Here is an 18,896-nt window from a genome sequence, read left to right on the forward strand (position 1 = left end):
AGCAAGAGGATCCGCATTCACCTTACCTGCAAACATGGTAGGTCCTGTATGTGATATGTGTTCCGCAGTTACCGCAATTACCTACGCTGGTCTTTTATCCTACAGAGACACTGTAACCCAAATCTTAGGTGCACCAGCAGGATTTGCACAAATGATGGCTAACGAAGCATTAACTAACGTAACTAAATTAATGGCAGATGAAGGTATTGACAAAATGGATGATGCATTAAACCCTGGTGCATTATTAGGTACCGCTGACTCCATGAACTTCGGTCCATTATCTGAAATTGTACCTACTATCTTAGAATCTTTAGAAAAAAGATCCAAATAAGTAAATAGGGTCTAAAAGATTAAAAAAAAGTAGTTTGGTCTTTAAAAGATTAAATAATTATTTAGTCTTGTAGAAGATTAAAATAAGAATTATAACTTTATTAGTTATAATGGTTGAAATTGCTCTTTAGAGAAATTTTAGCTACCAAAAACTAAAGAAATTAAATTTAATAGTCATTAATCTTTTTTGTGAATTTTGGGATTAATGCTATTAATTTAATTCTTTAGCTGCATTAAATAATAGGTTATTATTTAAATTTCTAGAAAACTCATGGAAAATAATAACGAATTATCTAATGAATAAATATTTGTATATATTATTATTTATTTATTATCATAATTTTTAGAATTTTAAAAAAGATAATTCAAAATTTATTATCATTTTAATAATTCTATTAAAAAATAAGATGGTTCTGTTATATTTTATTCATAAGTTTTTATATTTTTTATTTTTCTGTTTAATGTAATTAGATTAATATTTAATTATTTTAATGCATCAGATTAATGTTTATAAGCTTATTGAATTGGAATTTGTGAAATGTTAATCTAATTATTATTAAATAATTATTTGTTTATTCATAAGTGTAAGGTGTTAACTTGATAGAATCTATCTTAGAAAAAGCTAAAAATAGAGAAAAATTAAGTAGAAATGAATTAATCCAATTATTTGAAATAGATGATGAAGAGAATTTAAAGAGATTGTGTGATGTCGCTTGCGAGATTCGCAATGAATGTTCTGATGTAATCAAATTGACATCAACTATTCATCTTACAAATAAATGTCAAGTTCAACCAAGATGCAAATACTGTGGCTTTGCTGCAAAGACTTCTTCAATCGGATATTATGATGCATTCTATAAATCCGATGAGGAAATACGCGAGGCAGCTAAATGCGTTGAGAAATCAGGCATTCCTAGAATAAGCTGTTCTGGAGGACATGGTTATAAAGGCAAGCAGGCAGTCAATGCTGCAAGAATTGTAAAGGGAGAAACTTCATTAGAGATTCTAGTCAATGTCGGTGCTGATTTGACTCAGGAAGCTGTTGACGAATTGAAGAAATGCAATGCAGATACTGTTTGTTGCAATTTAGAAACAATAAATGAGGATGTTTTTAATTTTGTCAAGCCTGGGGAAAAACTGTCAGATCGTATAAATATCTGTCAGATGGTTTCTGATGCAGGCATTGGCTTATCTTCAGGATTATTGATTGGTCTTGGAGAGTCCTATGAAGATAGGGTTGACCATTTATTGTTCTTAGGAACTTTTGACAGCTTGGAAGAGATTCCTATTATGGGATTCAACCCTTATGTTGACACTCCTATGGAGAATCATCCTCCTTGTTCAATTGAGGAGCAATTGAAGACAATAGCCATTACAAGAATCATGTATCCTCGCATTAGAATCACTGTTCCAACACCAACCATTGGTCCTAAGAATGTTGAGCTTCCTTTGCTTGCAGGTGCAAACAACTTGGCAACTGTCATTCCTGAGGATTATCCTTTAGTTGTTAAGGGAGTTGGAAATCCTGATTATGGCAATTTGCATGAAGTGATTTCAGTTGTTGAAGACTTAGGCCTTGAAGTTCAGCTTCATGCTTAGATTCATCATCAAAAGAGTTTAATTCCATTCACGAACTTTTTCTTTTTTTTTATTTAGGTGGTAAAATGGCATTTGAAGAAAGCATTAGAAAAGCATCCATTCAATCTTATGAAGGCACTCGTAAAGGAGACACTATTGAAGAGATTAGGGCTATTCAGGATTATATTCGTGGCGCAAAGATTGTAGTCCCCAATAAGAATGGGATTAAAGTGGAAGTTATCAATGAAGTTCTTAATAGATTCGATATCCCATCTGCAGAATATTTGCAAGTCAATACCAATTATGCTGATTTCAGCCGTATGCCTGCAATTGCAAAAGCCATGATTGCAGTGGATCAATCAGATGCTGATTTAGTCATTGCTAGAGGTCGTTTAGGAATTCCAGGGTCCGGTTCCTTTATGGTTTTTATGGACAGCAAGTCCAGAATTCTCACTGCAGCTTCATCTCCATCACATGTAATTCACAAGCAGTCTTTAGAAGAGACAGTCTATAAGGAAACATTGGAGGCATTAAAGAAGGTTGGCTTTGAATGTGATGAGGATATTTGATTTTAGATTCTTGAGATGGTTTAATGAGCAATAATGATTATGATACTGGAATAAGTTCAGAGGTTTTTACAGTTAAATCAAATGTCAGATTGATTGACATTTTCAATTTGATTTTGGAAAAGAAAGCAAATGCAGTATTAAACTTATTCAATAAGCTGCATGATGATGGGATTATCAATAAAGGAAGTTCTATTGTAATCATTGGAACTTATTTTACAGGAATCGCTATTGCAAAATATTTGTCATTTGATAATTTCAAGGACATGACTATTGTGGATATTTATCCCCATCTGGAAGGATTGATAAATTCAAAATTAGGAAATCCTATTATTGCTGAAATGGAAAATGAAGAAAATCTTTTCAAGGAAAAATTTAAGAATATCAAATGTTCTTCTGATTTAGATTTGATTAAAAATGCTGATGCTGTCATTGACACCACTGGTCTGGGAGGAATAAATGAAAGCCAGTCTGAAGCTATTTTTACAAAGGTATTCCTGATTGAAGATCCTATAGCTGAAGAGAATGACGCTTTGCTTAAGGATAAGAATAACATATACAATAGGGCAAATATGGTTAATTCCTATAATAAGTATGTTCTTAAAACCAAAGGATTGAATACAAAAACTTCCGGAACAATGACTTTAGCGATAGATGTCTTAAGACAATCCATGAATAGCATATTGGATAGGGATGGGGTTCTTTATTGTGCATCTGAAATGACTTTTTATGAAGAGATTATCTTTAAGGAAAAGGATTTGAAAAAATTCTTTAAATTGATAGAATCACCAGTCCTTAAGGTATCAACAATCCATCCATTTGACTGTGATGGCATAATTGATGAGTTTATTGATAAGATTTTTTCAGAGATATTAGTTAGGTGGTAATGTGTTTGCAAATGATATTTTTAATGTTATAGATGAATTGGTTCCTCGTAAATATGCATTGAAAAATGACAATGTAGGTTATTACAGTAAAAATTATGAAAATTTAGATATTAAAAATATTAATGTTTTGATGGATTTATTGCCTGAAGATGATTCGAAATTTGATGAGGGGGACCTAGTTATTTCTCATCATCCTCCTTTATTCATGCCAAAGACTCCAACATATGTTGTTCATTCAAATTGGGATATTATAAATGGAGGTTCAAATGATGCTTTAGCTTATTATTTAGGTTTAAAACCAATGTCTATTTTTCATAAACAGACAGGAATTGGAAGAATCTGTTCTTCAACAAAGACTTTGGACCAGTTTTTGGCATTGGTTTGCTATAAGTTCGGTCCTGAAAATGTCCGCTTGGTTAATGATGGGGATTTCGATAAGATGCTTAGAAAGATAGCTATTGTCTCTGGGTTTGGCTTAAGCAATAAGGAGTTTATCAAATTGGCCAAAGATAGGTCTGTTGATGCATTTGTATCTGGAGACTTAAACCATTCAAATGCAATATTGGCTAAAAAATTAGGGGTGACATTGATTGATGTGTCACATCATATAATAGAACTTCCAGGATTGTTTGCCTTAACACAGATGCTAAAGAACAATCATGAGATTGATGTTCCTGTGGAAATGATAGACACAGGTGTTCCATGGAAATATATCTCTGCGGATTTCTAGCATTGAAAAAAACTTTTATTTTTATAAATTTATGAAATTTTAATATTACAATTGTTATTGGTGATAAAATGATTCAAGATATGGAAAATAATAAGATTCCTAAAGGAAGTATAGACTTAGTTGGATTTGGTAGATTAGGCTTAAGAACAGGTATTAATCTCATTCAAATTCACAGAGGGGGTCCTGCTAAAATAACTGTTATAGATGGACAGAAGATTTCAGAATCTGATATAATCTTTTTATTGAAAGGAGCAGAAGTAGGAACATATAAATCTGATTTTTTAAAGGAAATTTCAACTCACAAAAAGGAATTTAGAGAAGTTGTTTCAATTACCGAAGATATTAATGAAGATAATTTGGATTTAATCTCTGGAGATGTTGTAGTTATTGAGATAGCTGGTGGAAATACAATCCCTACTGCAGCAAATATCATCAAGAAAGCACATGAAAACGGTTCCAAAACCATAGGAACTGCAGGAATTTTCGGTATTGGGGATGAGGAAATTGTTGTTAAGGACATTTCTGAATTTGATGATTCAAATCCTGTTGTCGAGGAATTAAGAAAAGAGGGAATCGTTAAGGATCATATGCTCATATCAACAAACACATTTATTCGTGATTCAATTCCAATCACTCCTTATGTTTTGGATGATATTGCAAATATAATTACAAAAGAGGCTTTGAAATTATTGATTGAAAAGAATAATGAATAATTAGCTCTTTCGAAGGTTTGAAAATGATTACAATAGCTACTGCAGAATGCTTTACCCACGGAATTTTGGCTCGGGAAATTCATGCCCTTGCTCAAGGCTATGAAGATAATTTTGGGTCTAAATATTCCTATTTGGTCAATAAGGTTCAAAAGGATTGCCTAAAAGATGCAATTATGGAGGATAAATGCTCTATTTTTGATTTGACTGATTTAAGTGTAACCTGCGGCTTATTCATACCTACTTTAGATGCAGTCAAATCCATTCTCCAAATTGAAAATCCAGTAGAGCCATTGGAATTGGTCAAGGGAATAAAAGTTTATGATGACGATGGGGATATTGAAATGTCTATCCTAATGGCTGAAGCTGCTAAAAAAATAGCTAATGCATCTATAGGGATAGGTACAACTGCAGGAATCGGATATGGTGGCATCGCTATTGTGGATGATGATGTTGTAATTAGCACAAGTTCTGATGTAAGTGCTAATTTAATTGATGCTGATTCTAATAATTTGTACATGCGTCAAAAGAGCGGAATAGAGAAAACATTAAAAATATTAATCTATTATCTGAATGAAAATTTTGATAAGATTAAATCTTTAGAAAATGTAAATATTCATTATAAATAATTTTTCATAAAAATAGTCCTTTTTTATTTTTTTAAATAGCTTTTTTATTTTTAAAAATAGTTTTTTCAAATCTTTCTTTTTTTAAAAATAGTAAAAAAAAATGTAAATTTATAGAGTTTTATCTATAAAATTACATAAAATATTTGAATTTTATTTTGCAGCTTCACCAATTAAAGCATCTTGATTGCTTACTACTTGAGTGTCAATGACAACTGGATTCTCTTCGTCTAAAACAGATTTAGTGCTTCTTAATCCAAACAGCATTGTGGATAAGTTATGAAGCAATGAAGTTGTAGTAGGCGGAATGATTCCAAGCAAACCGAGTCCAATCAATGATCCATTGAACATTACAATGTGTCTGTAATTGGTATTTATCTTATCAAGCATTCCAGTTGAGAGCTTTCTAAGTGTTACCAAGTCATATAAGTCATCTGAAAGCAAGGAAATGTCTGCAACTTCCCTTGCAATGTCTGATGAGTTTCTCATTGCCACTGATACATCAGCAGCAGACAATGCAGGTGAGTCGTTGATTCCATCTCCAACCATAATGACTTGATGTCCTTCATCCTTCAATTCCTGGATAATGCTTGCCTTGTCTTCTGGAAGAACTTGTGACTTGTATTGTGTAATGCCTAAATCATTAGCTATTTTATGTGCAGCATTCTCACTGTCTCCAGTCAACATGACTACATTGGAAATGCCCAATTCCTTAAGTTTGCTGATTACATCATGAGCTTCGTCCCTAACAGGATCTGAAATGCAAAGGATTCCTTGAAGCTTCTTGCCGATAGCAAGATAAATTACTGAGTATTCTTTGATGTTTTCTTCAATAATCTTTTGTTGCTTTTTGGTAAACTTGATGCCTTCATCTTCCTCTACGAAGTGTCTGCTTCCAATGATTGCCTTTTTGCCATCATATGTAGTTGAGAACCGTGTGCAACGATGTATTCCACCTCACTATGGTCCTCTTCATGATGCAATCCTTCCTCTTCAGCCTGTTTCACAATTGCTGTCGCTACACTATGAGCGAAGTGCTCTTCAATGCATGCAGCAATTCTCAATACTTCATCCCTTTCGTATTTTCCACAAGGAATGACCTTTTCAAGAACTGGATGAGCATTGGTCAAGGTTCCTGTCTTATCGAATACTATGGTATCTGCATTGGCATATGATTCCAAGTGCTTTCCACCTTTAACCATCATCCTATTGTCAGATGCCTCTTTCATTGCAGAAATGACTGAAATCGGTGTAGTTAACTTAATTGCACATGAGAAATCCACCATCAATACAGCCAATGCTTTTGAAGTGTTTCCTGTAAGCAAATAGGTTAGTGCTGTTGTAAGCAAACTATAAGGAACAATTGAATCAGCTAATTTTTCTGCCTTGCTTTGAATGCTTGCCTTCAACTCCTCGGAGTCTTCAATCATATCAATGATCTTATTCAATCTGGTTTCATCGTTAACGGAACGAACTTCGATTACTATTGACCCTTCCTCAACAACGGTTCCTGCATGGACAGCTTTTCCTTCACTCTTATGCACTGCCAATGATTCTCCAGTCATTGATGCCTCGTTGATCATAGCATCCCCATCTGCAATGACTCCATCTACAGGAATGATTGCACCGGTTCTAATTCTTATTTTGTCTCCTTTTTTGATTTGAGACAATGGGGATTGACTTTCGATTTCGTTTCCTTCATCATCGATATCAACTTTCCATACACTATCAATGTTCAATGCTAAACTGCTTTTTAAAGTGCTTTTTGTTTTCTGCATTGTATAGTCTTCCAGCATATCTGAAATAGACAATAAGAACATCATTGAACCTACAGACTTGTAGTTGCGTGTGATTAATGATGCGGCTATTGCAGTTCCATCAAGAAGGGCAACATCCGCTCTAAAACTGGTTAAGCTATCCAATCCATGATAAAGGTAGTGGGCAGCATGATACAGCATTCTCACTTTTCTAAATGGGATTGGCAGTATAATCTTAAAGAGATACCTTTTTAAGACATGCTTAGATAATCTGAAAAAGAAATCATTTGATATTTCAGCTAAGCTTATATTATCTGTTGCCTTTCCTTCGTAGAGGTCTGCTTGAGAGATCTTGTCCAATATGTGGAGAATTTCCGCTTTTTTGCTTATATCATTGTAAAAAATCAGTATGCTTCCGTTTCTATGGGAAATAGTTACTTCATCAATGAAGTCATATTCAAGCAAGGTTTCACTTAAGCCATAAGTTTCTTCTTTGGTAAATGCTTCTTTACCTGCACGCACTCTTAATCGAGTGCCCTTATCGTATACTATATCGTAAATCATGGCTCTGAATTGAATAAATTTATAAATTTATTGATTTATTAATTTACTAATTTATTAGATTTGCCTATCCAATATTTTTATAATTTATTTATTCTTCTTCAGCAGTTACATCAACGCATACAGCTTCTTTTTTTGCAGCTTTTGCATCAGTGTGGATATCTTCTGCATTGTCCTTAATGTCTTGAATGGATTCTTCAAGTTCGCTTTTGCAAGTTAAGACTTTAGCCATACCTTTTGCAGCATAGTCTTTAGTGGTTTTTGATTCCAATATTTTTTTACCTACTACTGCAGCAGCTATTCCTCCTACAAAAATCAATGCGTGCTTATGTTCAAACGCTTTGTCTTTAATTTCTTCATACATTTTATCACCATTTTTAATTTTTAATCTAAATAATTCAACTTTCACTATTCAGATTCTACTATTATATCTCAATTTGTTTTTATTTAAATGTTTAGGTTTACCTAAATAATTATATTACTATAATTAAATATATTAGGTATATATAAATAAGATTATTTTTATTTTTGTTTATCCCTTATTTTCTTTATCAGAGCCATTTCCTTGGTTTATATTTTTTATCATTTTTTGTAAAAATTTCATGGACTTTATTAGGTAAACCTAAACTTTATATATTATGAAAACAAAAATAATATTAGGTTTTAGGTATACCTAATTAATCTATGTAGGGTAATCTTTTTATTTTCATTTTAATTAACAATCCAAAAATATTTTTAAAAAGCAATACATTTTATTTTAAAAATATCCCCATTTTTAAAACAAAATTTTAAAAATTTTAATTAAACTACAAAATACCTCAAAATAATGAGATTTCATCTAACATGGGTTTAGGTATACCTAAATTCCTACATTTTATTGATAGTTACTTTTTAGAGAAAGACTATTAAAAATTCTCTAAATTGTTATCGGTAATTTATCAGACATGATATTTATTTTATAAAATTTCTTAAGAGGTTATATAAATGATAAAAAAATTAAACGAACTCAAATCTGGAGAAACCGGAGTTTTAGCTTCTTATGGTTCCGGTGGTGACTTGGAATTAAAAAGACATTTGCTCGGTATGGGCTTTGTTAAAGGTGCAGATGTAGAAGTGGAAAAAGTTGCACCTCTTGGAGATCCTATTCAAGTAAAAGTTAAAGGATACTCTGTATGTCTTAGAAAAGAGGAAGCTAAAAACATTGAAATAGAAGTGTAATTCTTCTATTATTTTTCAAATTTATTTTTATATTTATTGAATTTTTAAAGGTATAAATATGGCAAATCTTAAAATAGGTTTAGCAGGTAACCCTAATGTAGGAAAAACCACTTTATTCAATACTTTAACTGGTTTAAACCAACATGTAGGTAATTGGCCTGGTAAAACTGTAGCACAAGCAAAAGGTCATTATAAGCATAATGGCAATGAAGTTGAAGTAATAGATTTACCTGGTAACTATGCTTTAAGTGCTCATTCTATGGAAGAGATTGTATCAAGAGACTTCATCGTAGATGAAGACGCTGATGTGATTGTAAACATCATAGATGCAGCAAACATTGAGAGAAACTTGTATCTCACTGTTCAAATGATGGAACTTGGAGCTAATTTGGTTGTAGCTTTAAACATGAATAAGTATGCTCAAGACAAGGGCTATACCATTGATGCGAATAAGCTTTCTGAATTATTGGGAGTTCCTGTAGTTGAGATTGAAGCAAATAGTGATACCGGTAAGGAAGAATTACTTAAAACAGTTGAACAAGCAGCTCAAAACCCAGTGAATACTACTGAAAGATTGGTTTATAACAATGAACTTAAAGAACATATTGCTGAGCTTCAGGCTGTTATAGAAGAAGATAAGAATTTATTAGACGTTCCTTCATCTTGGATAGCAATCAAATTGCTTGAAAACGATGAGATTGTAGAAGAGAAAATTGAAGGATCTTCAAAAAGAAATAACATTCAAGCTGAAACCAAAAAGGTCAAAGACCACTTGGAAAGCATTTTTGGTGAAGGCAGTGAAGAGGTTATTGCAAATGCAAGATATGCATTCATTGATGGTTTATTAAAGGAATCCCTTTCAAAACCTGACCATTTGAAAGTAACCATCAGTGAAAAAATCGATAAGATCATTACTAACAGAATATTAGGGTTCCCGATTTTCCTAGTTATAATGTATGCAATGTTTGAGATTGTATTTACATTTGGTGCACCTTTCCAAGACTTGATTGATGAGCTCTTTGGAATGCTTGGTGAGTTCGTTATCGCTTCCCTTGGTGAAACCATGCTTTCATCCTTCCTTGTTGATGGACTCATTGGAGGAGTAGGTGGGGTACTTGTATTCTTGCCTCAAATTATCCTATTGTTCTTGATTATCAGTTTCCTTGAAGATTGCGGTTACTTAGCAAGAGCAGCATTTGTTATGGACAAGCTTATGCATAAGTTTGTTGGATTGCATGGTAAGGCATTTATCCCTATGCTTTTAGGATTCGGTTGTGGAGTGCCAGGTATTATGGCAACCAGAACCATGGAAAACGAAAAGGACAGATTAATCACTATGTTAATTGTACCATTCATGTCCTGTTCCGCTAGAATGCCAGTATACCTCTTATTGGTTGGTGCATTCTTCGCAGCTAATGAAAGCCTTGTAATTTTATCATTATATGTGCTTGGTATAATTGTAGCAGTAATTGTTGCATTCATATTAAGAAAAACCACATTTAAGGAAATGTCCGCTCCATTTGTAATGGAATTGCCTGACTATAAATTGCCTACTATCAGAGGTATCTTAATGCACACCCTTGAAAAATCCTGGGGATTCATTAAAAAGGCAGGTACCATTATTCTTGTTGCAAGTATTGTAATTTGGATGTTAAGTTACTTCCCTGCAGGAGTAGAATACGGATCTCAAGAAAGTGCTATCGGTACTATCGGTACTGTAATCGCACCAGTATTTGCTCCATTAGGATTCGGCGAATGGCAACCTGCTGTAGCATTGGCATTTGGTCTTGTTGCTAAGGAGGTTGTAGTAGGTACATTCAGTTCGCTATTTGGAGTTGCCGAGGAGGGAGCCAGAATCGCCGCAGCAATGCATGGAATATTCACTCCACTTACAGCTTATGTATTTATGGTATTTGTATTGCTTTATATTCCTTGTTTCGCAGCTCTCGGGGCAATCAAACAAGAAACTGGCGGATGGAAATATCCATTAATCATGTCTGCAGTTACCTTAGTGACTGCTTATGTGGTAGCCTTCATAGTATATATGGTAGGACTGGGATTAGGATTGGGTTAACCCAATTCTAATTTTTATTTTTTTAATCAAAATCAATTTTTAATTATTTTTTTATTTTAGGTGATATCATGCAATGTAGAATGTGTGGCTTTGAATTTGATCCTATGAAAGGAGGGTCATGTGGAAGCTGTGGACAATGCAAAGGTTGCAATAATGCGATTTGTCCAAGATGTGGATATGGAAATTCACTTTCTTATGAAAAGGAATTTGATTACATTTCAAAACTTCAAAGAAAATTAAAATCATTTAAATCAAGAGCAAAAATATGATTTTTTGTTTCATTTTTGCTATTTTTTCAATATTTTCATAAACTATTTTTCAATATTTTCATAAACTATTTTTCAATATAATCATAATTTTTGCATAAATTTTTTCAAAATTAGTATTACTTTTTTAACTGATTTTAAACGATTAGTAATACTAAACAAACATTTATATAGTCTTATTTTAAATATTATATTGTTTAATCAATTTTTATTCAAAATTGACTACTTTATTGTCTTTATTAGTAAAATAAACTCTAAATAATTGGTCTAAGTATTACTTTTAAATTTGATAATTTTTCAAAAAGTATTACTTTTGTATTACTAATGAGATAATAATTTTATAAAATGTATTACTTTTTAAATACTTCTTATAAAAATCAATTGGCTCAAAATTCATAGGGTAATAACGAGTATTACTTTAAATTGATTTTTTAAGATTATAAAAAGTGATATGTGTGATTATATTCAAACTTAAAAATGGAGGAAAAATAATATGCATATACCTGATGGTTTTATACCTCTTGGCCAATGTGCAATCTACTATGTAATCTTGATCATTGCATTGTACTTTGCTGGAAAATGGGCAAGAGCAAATCTTGATGAAAAACGTATACCATTGCTTGCAGTATTGGCTGCAGGTATTTTTGCAATCATGTCCATGAACATGCCAATTCCATTTGGTACCAGTGGGCACATGGTTGGTGGAGCATTAGTAGCTATTGTATTCATGGCTCCTGAAGCTGCTATTTTAGTATTCACTGCAGTATTGCTTATTCAAGCTTTATTCTTCGGTGACGGAGGAATCACTGCTTTAGGTGCAAATGTATTCAATATGGCAATTGTTGGAGGATTCGTAGGTCTTTACACCTTTAAAGGATTACAAGGCATCATTGGTAAATATCCTTCTGCATTTGTAGCAGCATGGCTTGCAACTTTAGTTGCAGCAGTAGTGGCAGCTATTGAAATGGCTATTGCAGGAACTTTCCCATTGACTGTAGGAATTGCTTCTATGGCACTTTACCATGCATTTATTGGTATAATCGAGGGTGTATTAACTGTAATCGTTCTTTATGCTCTTGAAAAATTCAGACCAGACCTATTGGCATGGAACAGAGAATAAGGTGGTAATATGGAATTAAGTCAAAGTGATAAATATTTAATTGTTGTAGGGATTATATTTTGTATTGCTTTAGCAGTATTATCTCCTTACATTGCATCTGGCGATCCGGACGGATTAGAAAAATCTGCTGAAGACGCAGCGGTTGGTGAAGATGTTGAAGCTCCAGTTATGGAGTCACCATTCCCAGACTATACCTATGAGCCTTTAGACAAATTAGGCGAAATCGGTGTTTTAATATTCGGTGGACTGATTACACTGGTTCTTGGTTTAGGTATAGGTTATGCATTAAAAAAGTCTGAATAAATTTAGATTTTATTAAAACATTTCTTAGATATTAATTTTTATAATTATTATCTAAGATTCCACCTCTTTTTTTCATTTTTATAGAAAATTTTATTAATTTGGTTATTATATGTGAAAGTATGGCAATAGAACAAGTTAGAACATTGGAATTCATTTCTTCACAGGATTCAATCATTCATAATTTAGAAGGTAGAGTTAAACTTGTTGCCATTTTATTGATTATTCTTTTTGCTGTTTTTTCAGATAGGTTGATTGTACCAATTGTCCTTGAAGTGTTCTTATTGATTGTTATGTATTTGGCAAAGCTATCCTTTAAAGAGAGTTTTAAAAGGGTGCTTCTTCTTTTACCATTCGGAGGATTTGTAATTGCATTCCAGCCATTCATACACCCTGGAAATATCATTTGGCAGGGCCCTTATTCTTGGTTGTTTATCACAGATACCGGTTTAAATTGGACAGTTCTTTTATTTGCTAGATTGGTTGTTTGTTTAACAGCTATTGTTATCCTTTCATCTACCTCTCCTATGCAGGAAGTGGTCCAATCATTCAGAAAGCTTGGAATGCCAAGAGATCTTGCAATGATTCTAACAATTATGGTAAGGTTTCTGTTTATCTTTGTAGATGAATTAAGGGACATTAGGCAATCCATGACCTCAAGAAACTTTGATCCATTCAATGATAAGATCTCATATAAGTGGAGAGTGAAGCAAGTTGGATACAGCATAGCCATGATGTTCTTAAAGGCATACGAAAAGGGAGAAACCATTTATTTAAGCATGGCAAGCAGATGCTTTTCAGACAATTCCAATTTATATCATGCAAAGACAATCATTGGCAAATCTGAATATATTTATTTGGCTATAATCGTTGCTATCATAATACTTTTGGAATTGCTTGTATTGTTTTATTCTGGAAATTTGGCTTATTTGGGAGTTTCTTTATCCTTATAACTCTTAATCTATTTTTTATATTTTATTCCAATTTTTTCATTTTATTTTTTCCATCATCATAAATATTTAGGTATACCTAAAAATTTAGAAACATTTATATACTATAAAAAACAACCTATAATTAACAATAAGTTTAGGCACACCTAAATTTTATTGTTTCTTGAAAAATCTTAAATTTTGTTGTTTATTAGTTCGACCAATAATAATCTAAAGTTTTCTTTAATTACATATAATTATCTTCCTCCCTTTCTTTAGATTATTATTGGTTTTAAGAATTTCAACACATCATTTTCTTCTGTTATAATCGCTCTCTATCCAAATGAAATCTTGGAACTAATAAGAACCTTTTATGATTTTTAGAACCATTTTAAAATAACTTAATTGTTATTTAGCAATCTCCAAACAAGTACATAGCGTTCTTTAATCCCAGGTATGCTATGTACTGCCTCTTATTTTATTTTTTAATTTATTAATTATTTTATTCAATTATTTTATGCATTATATTACTCATTATTCCATCTTCTAAATTTTTAATTTGATTTTTTTTCATTGTTTCAGAGTATAGCTGATCTCCATATCTAATTTTTAGGTATGCCTAAAAAATTAGAAAGGTTTATATACTATGAAGTATAATCTATAATTAACAATAAGTTTAGGCATACCTAAATTATTGTGTTATTGAATAAAAATCTGTAATAATCTTGTTAATGATAAATTCCTAAATTCAAGTAATTGTACATAGTATTAGTTTAATCATAACAATCCAAATCTCTTGAATTTAGAATTTATTATTAATAGTCGTTAATGAATTTTACATAAAACACACATCATTTTCTTCTGCATATAATCGCTCTCAAAATGTAAGATTCAGGGTCCAACTAATCAAGATTATCAATCTCCAAAATTAAATAATTTCAAGGAATTATTTAACTCAACCTCCAAAAAGTGTTCATAGCTTTGCTATGAATTATTTTTCTTTTTTTATTTTTTTTATCTTATTCCAATTAAAAATAGTGTTTTTAATAAATTTTAATACCTTTATCTTTTAAAATAGCTGCTAAATAGATAAAAGAAATTATAAAGAAGTAGAATAAGATCTGTATATCCAATATTCCTGTTTCCACTCCTACGATGGAATAAGTCAATATTAAACTGTATATTGCAATGTAAAATGAGTCTTTAGTGATTTTGATTATCTTGTATCCGGTCCCTAAGATGAATCCAAGCAAGCACATCTCTAAAGCAACGCCGATTTTACCGAAATCAACTAGCATCTGGCCTATTAATGTAGGGGTTACAGTAACTTCAGTTCTCCAAGCTATTAATTTACCTACAAGCATTCTAGGTCCAAGTGGACTTCCAGGCATTGAACTTGCTATCATTTTACCATGCAATAGGCCAAAGTTGCCTGAAATTTGATTTAATAGGTTCAATACATGCATAGTGAAGTTAGCCCTAGTTTCCAAAGTAGAGAATATGCTGGTGTTTGCACTGATTGCAAGCTCATTTAATGATCTCAAATAACCAATTCCCATAATTGCACAAACTCCAATCAATGCTCCTAAAATCACTTCCCAAACGGATAATATCTCTCCATAGTATGCGATAATGATCATCATGAGAAGGATAGCAATGATAGGTGTCCTGTATTCAAGTGTAAGAACTGTTATAATGCCTATAAATGTTAGAACTAGGAATCTGAATCTGACTTGGATTCTTGAGATTTCCCCATTTTTGTATTGGTTCAATCTGTGTGATGCAATAAGTCCTATTCCCGGAATCACTAGGAATACTGGCATTGTGAAAATAGGTTTCAGTGAGTATCTTAAAGAGGATTTCAATATTGGCAACCCTCCAACAGATGCAATGCTTATAAATAGAAAAATGATTCCAATTAATGTAAGGCAAAATCCAAGTGAATAGATGTCTTTTGTATCGAACAATGGGATTTTATTCTTTTTATCGGGTTTATTAAATTCCTCATTCTGATTATTCAAAATAAATCTTGGAAATATGATTGATCCGATGAAAAATGAGACAAATGCAATGATTAAAACGATTTGCAAGTCTCTTGAAATAGGGTCTGTTGCAAGCAGTAAAAAAAGTGTAAATGTGACTAAAACAATAAGTGGTGAAAATATTTCCTCTTTCAATATTTTACTTTTTTTAAAAATGGATAAAAAGTTTTCACTAGGGTACAAGCTCCTAAAATAGCTATTTATCCATTCTTTTTCAATAAATTCAAATATATTGAAAATAAGTGTAAATAAGAAGGATTTTCTAATGATATCTTCTATATCTCTAGTTATTGTGCTAGTTATAGAATATATTAAACTCATATTTTCACTTTATTATCCACTTTAATGTTTTAATCGCTTTAATAATTTAATAGGATTTGATATAAGTCCTAATTGTATTTAATTATAAGTTCTGAGTCTTATTTGGCTTGTTTGACCATTGAAATCTCCTAATATTTCACTTGCTATTTCCAAATCAGCTTTATTGGCCCTATTGATTTCTAATGTATTAACTTGAGAATTCCTTAAGACAATACAAGGTTTTTTATTTTCATTTAAGGCATTTAATAATTTTTGGTATTTCACACTATCGAAATTATCTATAGAAATGCTTGTACTGATTTCACAATGTGTTCCATTAGGGATTTCGCTGATTAAATCATTAAGATTATTAATTTCTTTTGGAGAAACTGTAATGTCCTTTAGGTTTTTGTAGGTATCCCCATTTGATTCCAAGCTCATTGAATCGATAAACAAGTCTGCATTTGGAACATCTATGTAAAATCCAGCAAGCAATGGTTTGCCATTATCATCAAGGAGAACGTTTACTTTTCCATTTCCATCTTCCCCTACCCATAGGACTCTTCTATTCACTTCAACCTTTTCTCCGGTTTTTGCATCGGTTCCAACAATTTCGCTTGTAACTACCTTTCCATCTTTGTAGTAATCCAAATAAGTCTCCAATATTTTAGGGGTGGTTGAATAATCAAATGAAGTGGCGGAAGCCTTTGATGAGTCATCATCAGTCATATGGTAAATGGCAAATCCCACAGCACCAATGATGCATATTATTATTAAGATGTCAATAATTGTAATTTTATTTAAAAACCCTGGTTTTTTCATAATTATAACCTGAAATTTTAATCTTTTCTAATTTAAACATTTTCTGAATATATTTTATTATAAATTTATTGATTTTTTTAGCTTTCTTCGTAAATAGCTCCTAAAGGACACATATCCATGCATATTCCACAGTCATCGCATCCATCCTTAATGATCATGGTGTATCCTTTTTTCTCAATCAAGTCCTTTGGACAGACAGGTATGCATTTTTCACAAACTCCACATTCATCTAAATCAATAACTATCAATATATCGCCTCATAAATTATTTTTTGTGAATTTTGTAAATTATTAAAATTCATTGATATTTCTTATTAATAATTTATTATTTTATAAAAAGTTTTATTTAATACTATTTTAAGATATAATCATTTTTCTTTATATAACTTTGTAAATTTTTGATTATTTTTTAATAAATCTTTTCTCAAATCCCTTTATTTGGGCTTAATTTAAAGATTTTTCATTAAAGATTTTTTATATCCATAACCTTTATATATCATAAAGTCTAAAATAATATTGTTGTAATTATTATGCAAGGGTTCCCGAGCGGCCAAAGGGGAAGGACTTAAGATCCTTTGGTGTAGACCTACGAGGGTTCGAATCCCTTCCCTTGCACTTTTTTATAGATTTTTTTTCCGATTTTTACTGCCTTAGTGGCTCAGCCGGTAGAGCGCTACCTTGGTAAGGTAGAAGTCGGGGGTTCGAATCCCCCCTAAGGCTCTTTTTTCTAATTAATTCAAAAAGGATTAATTAGTTTTTTTATTTTTTTTTCAACGAAAGTTGTTTTTTTTTAAATTAGTCTATTTAAGGTATCATACTCTAAGGTATCATACCTTAAATACTAATTGTAAGTTTTTTATAATCACAAGATTATTTTTTCTTATTTTCATTTGCTGTGAATTCATCGTTGGAATTTATTGTTGTGAATTTATTAAGTCATGATAGTTTGAATTCATAATCAATCAATTTTAAATATGATGAAATGTAAATTTTATTTGCAGTTATTATGATTTTTATTAAATTATGAAACTTAGAAATTAAAAATATGGGTGATACTTTTGGTTAAGCATTTTAACGTTATGATGGCGGCATTCATTTCTGGAACTGTAGCATTATTTACTTCAGTTTTAGGAGTTTCCGGTACAATCATTGGATCTGTATTGAGTTCATTCCTTTATCAATTGCTTTCAGGATACTCTGAAGAGAAGATTGAGGAGGGGGCTTTGAGAAAACCTAAATTAGCTAATGAGATTGTTTACATATTCCCATTGGTTGTAATAGGAATCATTGAATTGATTTTCTTCTTGTCAGCATTGCATTACAGATTTGACATGATATTTGATTTCCTGGAGTCTGCTGTAGCAAATAACTTATTCAGATTGATGGGAATCGGTTTAATCATTTTAGGAGCTTATCCATATTTCGATTCAAACAATATTGACAAACGTAACGGTACTGTTGTTTTGATTGTAGGGGTATTGTTGCTTTTAAGAGGATTGATGGACATTTCAAGCATCACTTCCAAAATATTCTATGCGGTATTTGCTCCATTTGACTCATTGTTTGCATTGGTTGTAATTGTTTTATTGGCACTTGTGATAATCAATATCCTAATAGGTTCTGATAATGAATATTTCAAGTCAAATGAATTCATCAATAAGCATAGGCCAAGAAAGCCTCATGCAAGAAAAATAGACACTTCATTTGGAAGAAATGATGGGGATTTCAATCATAATTCCAATCATAGGCCTGTTCCTAGACCTAATCCTAAGCCAAATCATAGGGCTGAAAATTCAAATCATGATTCTAATATGAATAAGGAACTTCTTCCAATGTATGAAGAGGAAGTCATTTTGGTAAATAATCCTGAGAATCCTAATAATCCTATTAAAAAAAGAATCTTAAAAAGAGTAAAAACAGAATATGATGCTGAAGATGATGATTATCAGGATTTATATATTCTTGATGAATCTGAATAAACAAGAATTACAATTTTTTTAATTTAAATGAAAGGGAAAATCCATGTTTTTCCCGTATACTTTTTTTAATCTTATTATTTTATTAATTTTTATTAATTTAAA

20 protein-coding genes and 2 tRNA genes are annotated in these 18,896 nt (G+C 31.6%); 16 read left to right on the forward strand and 6 right to left on the reverse strand.

From position 1 onward, the window contains the following. The 7 genes from ACJMLB_RS06355 to ACJMLB_RS06385 all read left to right on the forward strand — a co-directional run. Positions 1 to 331 (forward strand): 5,10-methenyltetrahydromethanopterin hydrogenase family protein (locus ACJMLB_RS06355; RefSeq protein WP_405324608.1); only part of this gene is annotated, 331 nt, incomplete at its 5' end. A gap of 596 nt (positions 332 to 927) precedes the next feature. Further along, positions 928 to 1,929, forward strand: coding sequence for a 5,10-methenyltetrahydromethanopterin hydrogenase cofactor biosynthesis protein HmdB (gene hmdB, locus ACJMLB_RS06360; RefSeq protein ID WP_292789329.1), 1,002 nt, complete (start codon positions 928 to 930; stop codon positions 1,927 to 1,929). 65 nt (positions 1,930 to 1,994) lie between these two features. Beyond that, positions 1,995 to 2,477 carry a DUF3236 domain-containing protein gene (locus tag ACJMLB_RS06365; RefSeq protein ID WP_405324610.1) on the forward strand — a complete coding sequence of 161 codons (483 nt, stop codon included), beginning with the start codon at positions 1,995 to 1,997 and terminating at the stop codon, positions 2,475 to 2,477. A 23-nt stretch (positions 2,478 to 2,500) separates the two neighbouring features. After that, positions 2,501 to 3,361: an SAM-dependent methyltransferase HcgC family protein gene (locus ACJMLB_RS06370; protein WP_405324612.1), complete on the forward strand. Its 861-nt coding sequence runs from the start codon at positions 2,501 to 2,503 to the stop codon at positions 3,359 to 3,361. Position 3,362: 1 nt separating this feature from the next. Further along, a complete protein-coding gene (locus ACJMLB_RS06375) occupies positions 3,363 to 4,091 on the forward strand; it encodes a Nif3-like dinuclear metal center hexameric protein (RefSeq protein ID WP_405324614.1) in 729 nt (242 codons plus the stop codon). Between the two features lie 68 nt (positions 4,092 to 4,159). Then, positions 4,160 to 4,804 (forward strand): hypothetical protein, encoded by a 645-nt coding sequence (locus ACJMLB_RS06380; RefSeq protein WP_405324616.1) that lies wholly within the window; start codon positions 4,160 to 4,162, stop codon positions 4,802 to 4,804. A 23-nt stretch (positions 4,805 to 4,827) separates the two neighbouring features. Next, positions 4,828 to 5,430 carry a FeGP cofactor biosynthesis protein HcgF family protein gene (locus ACJMLB_RS06385; RefSeq protein ID WP_405324618.1) on the forward strand — a complete coding sequence of 201 codons (603 nt, stop codon included), beginning with the start codon at positions 4,828 to 4,830 and terminating at the stop codon, positions 5,428 to 5,430. 150 nt (positions 5,431 to 5,580) lie between these two features. Here ACJMLB_RS06385 and ACJMLB_RS06390 read toward each other — a convergent pair whose 3' ends face one another. From ACJMLB_RS06390 to ACJMLB_RS06400, 3 genes are all read right to left on the reverse strand, one after another. After that, on the reverse strand, positions 5,581 to 6,378 hold the full coding sequence (locus ACJMLB_RS06390) for an HAD-IC family P-type ATPase (RefSeq protein ID WP_405324663.1): 798 nt from the start codon (positions 6,376 to 6,378) through the stop codon (positions 5,581 to 5,583). Continuing rightward, positions 6,306 to 7,748 carry an HAD-IC family P-type ATPase gene (locus ACJMLB_RS06395; protein WP_405324620.1) on the reverse strand — a complete coding sequence of 481 codons (1,443 nt, stop codon included), beginning with the start codon at positions 7,746 to 7,748 and terminating at the stop codon, positions 6,306 to 6,308. The genes ACJMLB_RS06390 and ACJMLB_RS06395 overlap by 73 nt, the downstream gene beginning before the upstream one ends. A gap of 88 nt (positions 7,749 to 7,836) precedes the next feature. Continuing rightward, the gene (locus ACJMLB_RS06400; RefSeq protein ID WP_405324622.1) at positions 7,837 to 8,109 is read right to left on the reverse strand and encodes a DUF6110 family protein; all 273 of its coding nucleotides are present in this window, start codon (positions 8,107 to 8,109) and stop codon (positions 7,837 to 7,839) included. Positions 8,110 to 8,729: 620 nt separating this feature from the next. On the opposite strand from ACJMLB_RS06400, the gene ACJMLB_RS06405 reads away from it, so the two are divergent. The 6 genes from ACJMLB_RS06405 (at position 8,730) to cbiQ (ending at position 13,676) form a co-directional block, all read left to right on the forward strand. Next, positions 8,730 to 8,963, forward strand: a complete 234-nt coding sequence (locus tag ACJMLB_RS06405; RefSeq protein WP_295608151.1) for a FeoA family protein — start codon at positions 8,730 to 8,732, stop codon at positions 8,961 to 8,963. 58 nt (positions 8,964 to 9,021) lie between these two features. Further along, entirely contained in the window at positions 9,022 to 11,037 is a 2,016-nt protein-coding gene (gene feoB / locus ACJMLB_RS06410; RefSeq protein WP_405324625.1) for a ferrous iron transport protein B, read from the forward strand. Between the two features lie 68 nt (positions 11,038 to 11,105). Beyond that, entirely contained in the window at positions 11,106 to 11,306 is a 201-nt protein-coding gene (locus ACJMLB_RS06415) for a hypothetical protein (protein WP_329976241.1), read from the forward strand. Between the two features lie 490 nt (positions 11,307 to 11,796). After that, positions 11,797 to 12,423 (forward strand): cobalt transporter CbiM, encoded by a 627-nt coding sequence (gene cbiM, locus ACJMLB_RS06420; protein ID WP_298536614.1) that lies wholly within the window; start codon positions 11,797 to 11,799, stop codon positions 12,421 to 12,423. A 9-nt stretch (positions 12,424 to 12,432) separates the two neighbouring features. Beyond that, positions 12,433 to 12,726, forward strand: coding sequence for a PDGLE domain-containing protein (locus tag ACJMLB_RS06425; protein WP_405324628.1), 294 nt, complete (start codon positions 12,433 to 12,435; stop codon positions 12,724 to 12,726). A gap of 119 nt (positions 12,727 to 12,845) precedes the next feature. Beyond that, positions 12,846 to 13,676 carry a cobalt ECF transporter T component CbiQ gene (cbiQ, locus tag ACJMLB_RS06430; RefSeq protein ID WP_405324630.1) on the forward strand — a complete coding sequence of 277 codons (831 nt, stop codon included), beginning with the start codon at positions 12,846 to 12,848 and terminating at the stop codon, positions 13,674 to 13,676. Between the two features lie 1,019 nt (positions 13,677 to 14,695). On the opposite strand, the gene ACJMLB_RS06435 is transcribed toward cbiQ, so the two are convergent. The 3 genes from ACJMLB_RS06435 to ACJMLB_RS06445 form a co-directional block, all read right to left on the reverse strand. Continuing rightward, on the reverse strand, positions 14,696 to 16,015 hold the full coding sequence (locus ACJMLB_RS06435; protein ID WP_405324632.1) for an oligosaccharide repeat unit polymerase family protein: 1,320 nt from the start codon (positions 16,013 to 16,015) through the stop codon (positions 14,696 to 14,698). A gap of 78 nt (positions 16,016 to 16,093) precedes the next feature. Beyond that, positions 16,094 to 16,816 carry an adhesin gene (locus tag ACJMLB_RS06440; protein ID WP_405324634.1) on the reverse strand — a complete coding sequence of 241 codons (723 nt, stop codon included), beginning with the start codon at positions 16,814 to 16,816 and terminating at the stop codon, positions 16,094 to 16,096. Positions 16,817 to 16,893: 77 nt separating this feature from the next. Further along, the gene (locus ACJMLB_RS06445) at positions 16,894 to 17,064 is read right to left on the reverse strand and encodes a 4Fe-4S binding protein (protein ID WP_405324636.1); all 171 of its coding nucleotides are present in this window, start codon (positions 17,062 to 17,064) and stop codon (positions 16,894 to 16,896) included. 283 nt (positions 17,065 to 17,347) lie between these two features. Between ACJMLB_RS06445 and ACJMLB_RS06450 the strand changes: the two genes are divergently transcribed. The 3 genes from ACJMLB_RS06450 to ACJMLB_RS06460 all read left to right on the forward strand — a co-directional run bounded on the left by ACJMLB_RS06450 (position 17,348) and on the right by ACJMLB_RS06460 (position 18,794). Beyond that, positions 17,348 to 17,430, forward strand: a tRNA-Leu gene (locus ACJMLB_RS06450). 32 nt (positions 17,431 to 17,462) lie between these two features. After that, positions 17,463 to 17,535 (forward strand) — tRNA-Thr (locus ACJMLB_RS06455). A 338-nt stretch (positions 17,536 to 17,873) separates the two neighbouring features. Next, the gene (locus ACJMLB_RS06460) at positions 17,874 to 18,794 is read left to right on the forward strand and encodes a hypothetical protein (RefSeq protein WP_405324638.1); all 921 of its coding nucleotides are present in this window, start codon (positions 17,874 to 17,876) and stop codon (positions 18,792 to 18,794) included. Positions 18,795 to 18,896 lie beyond the last annotated feature (102 nt).

This window comes from Methanobrevibacter sp. (assembly GCF_045114555.1).
Taxonomy (GTDB): Archaea; Methanobacteriota; Methanobacteria; order Methanobacteriales; family Methanobacteriaceae; genus Methanobrevibacter.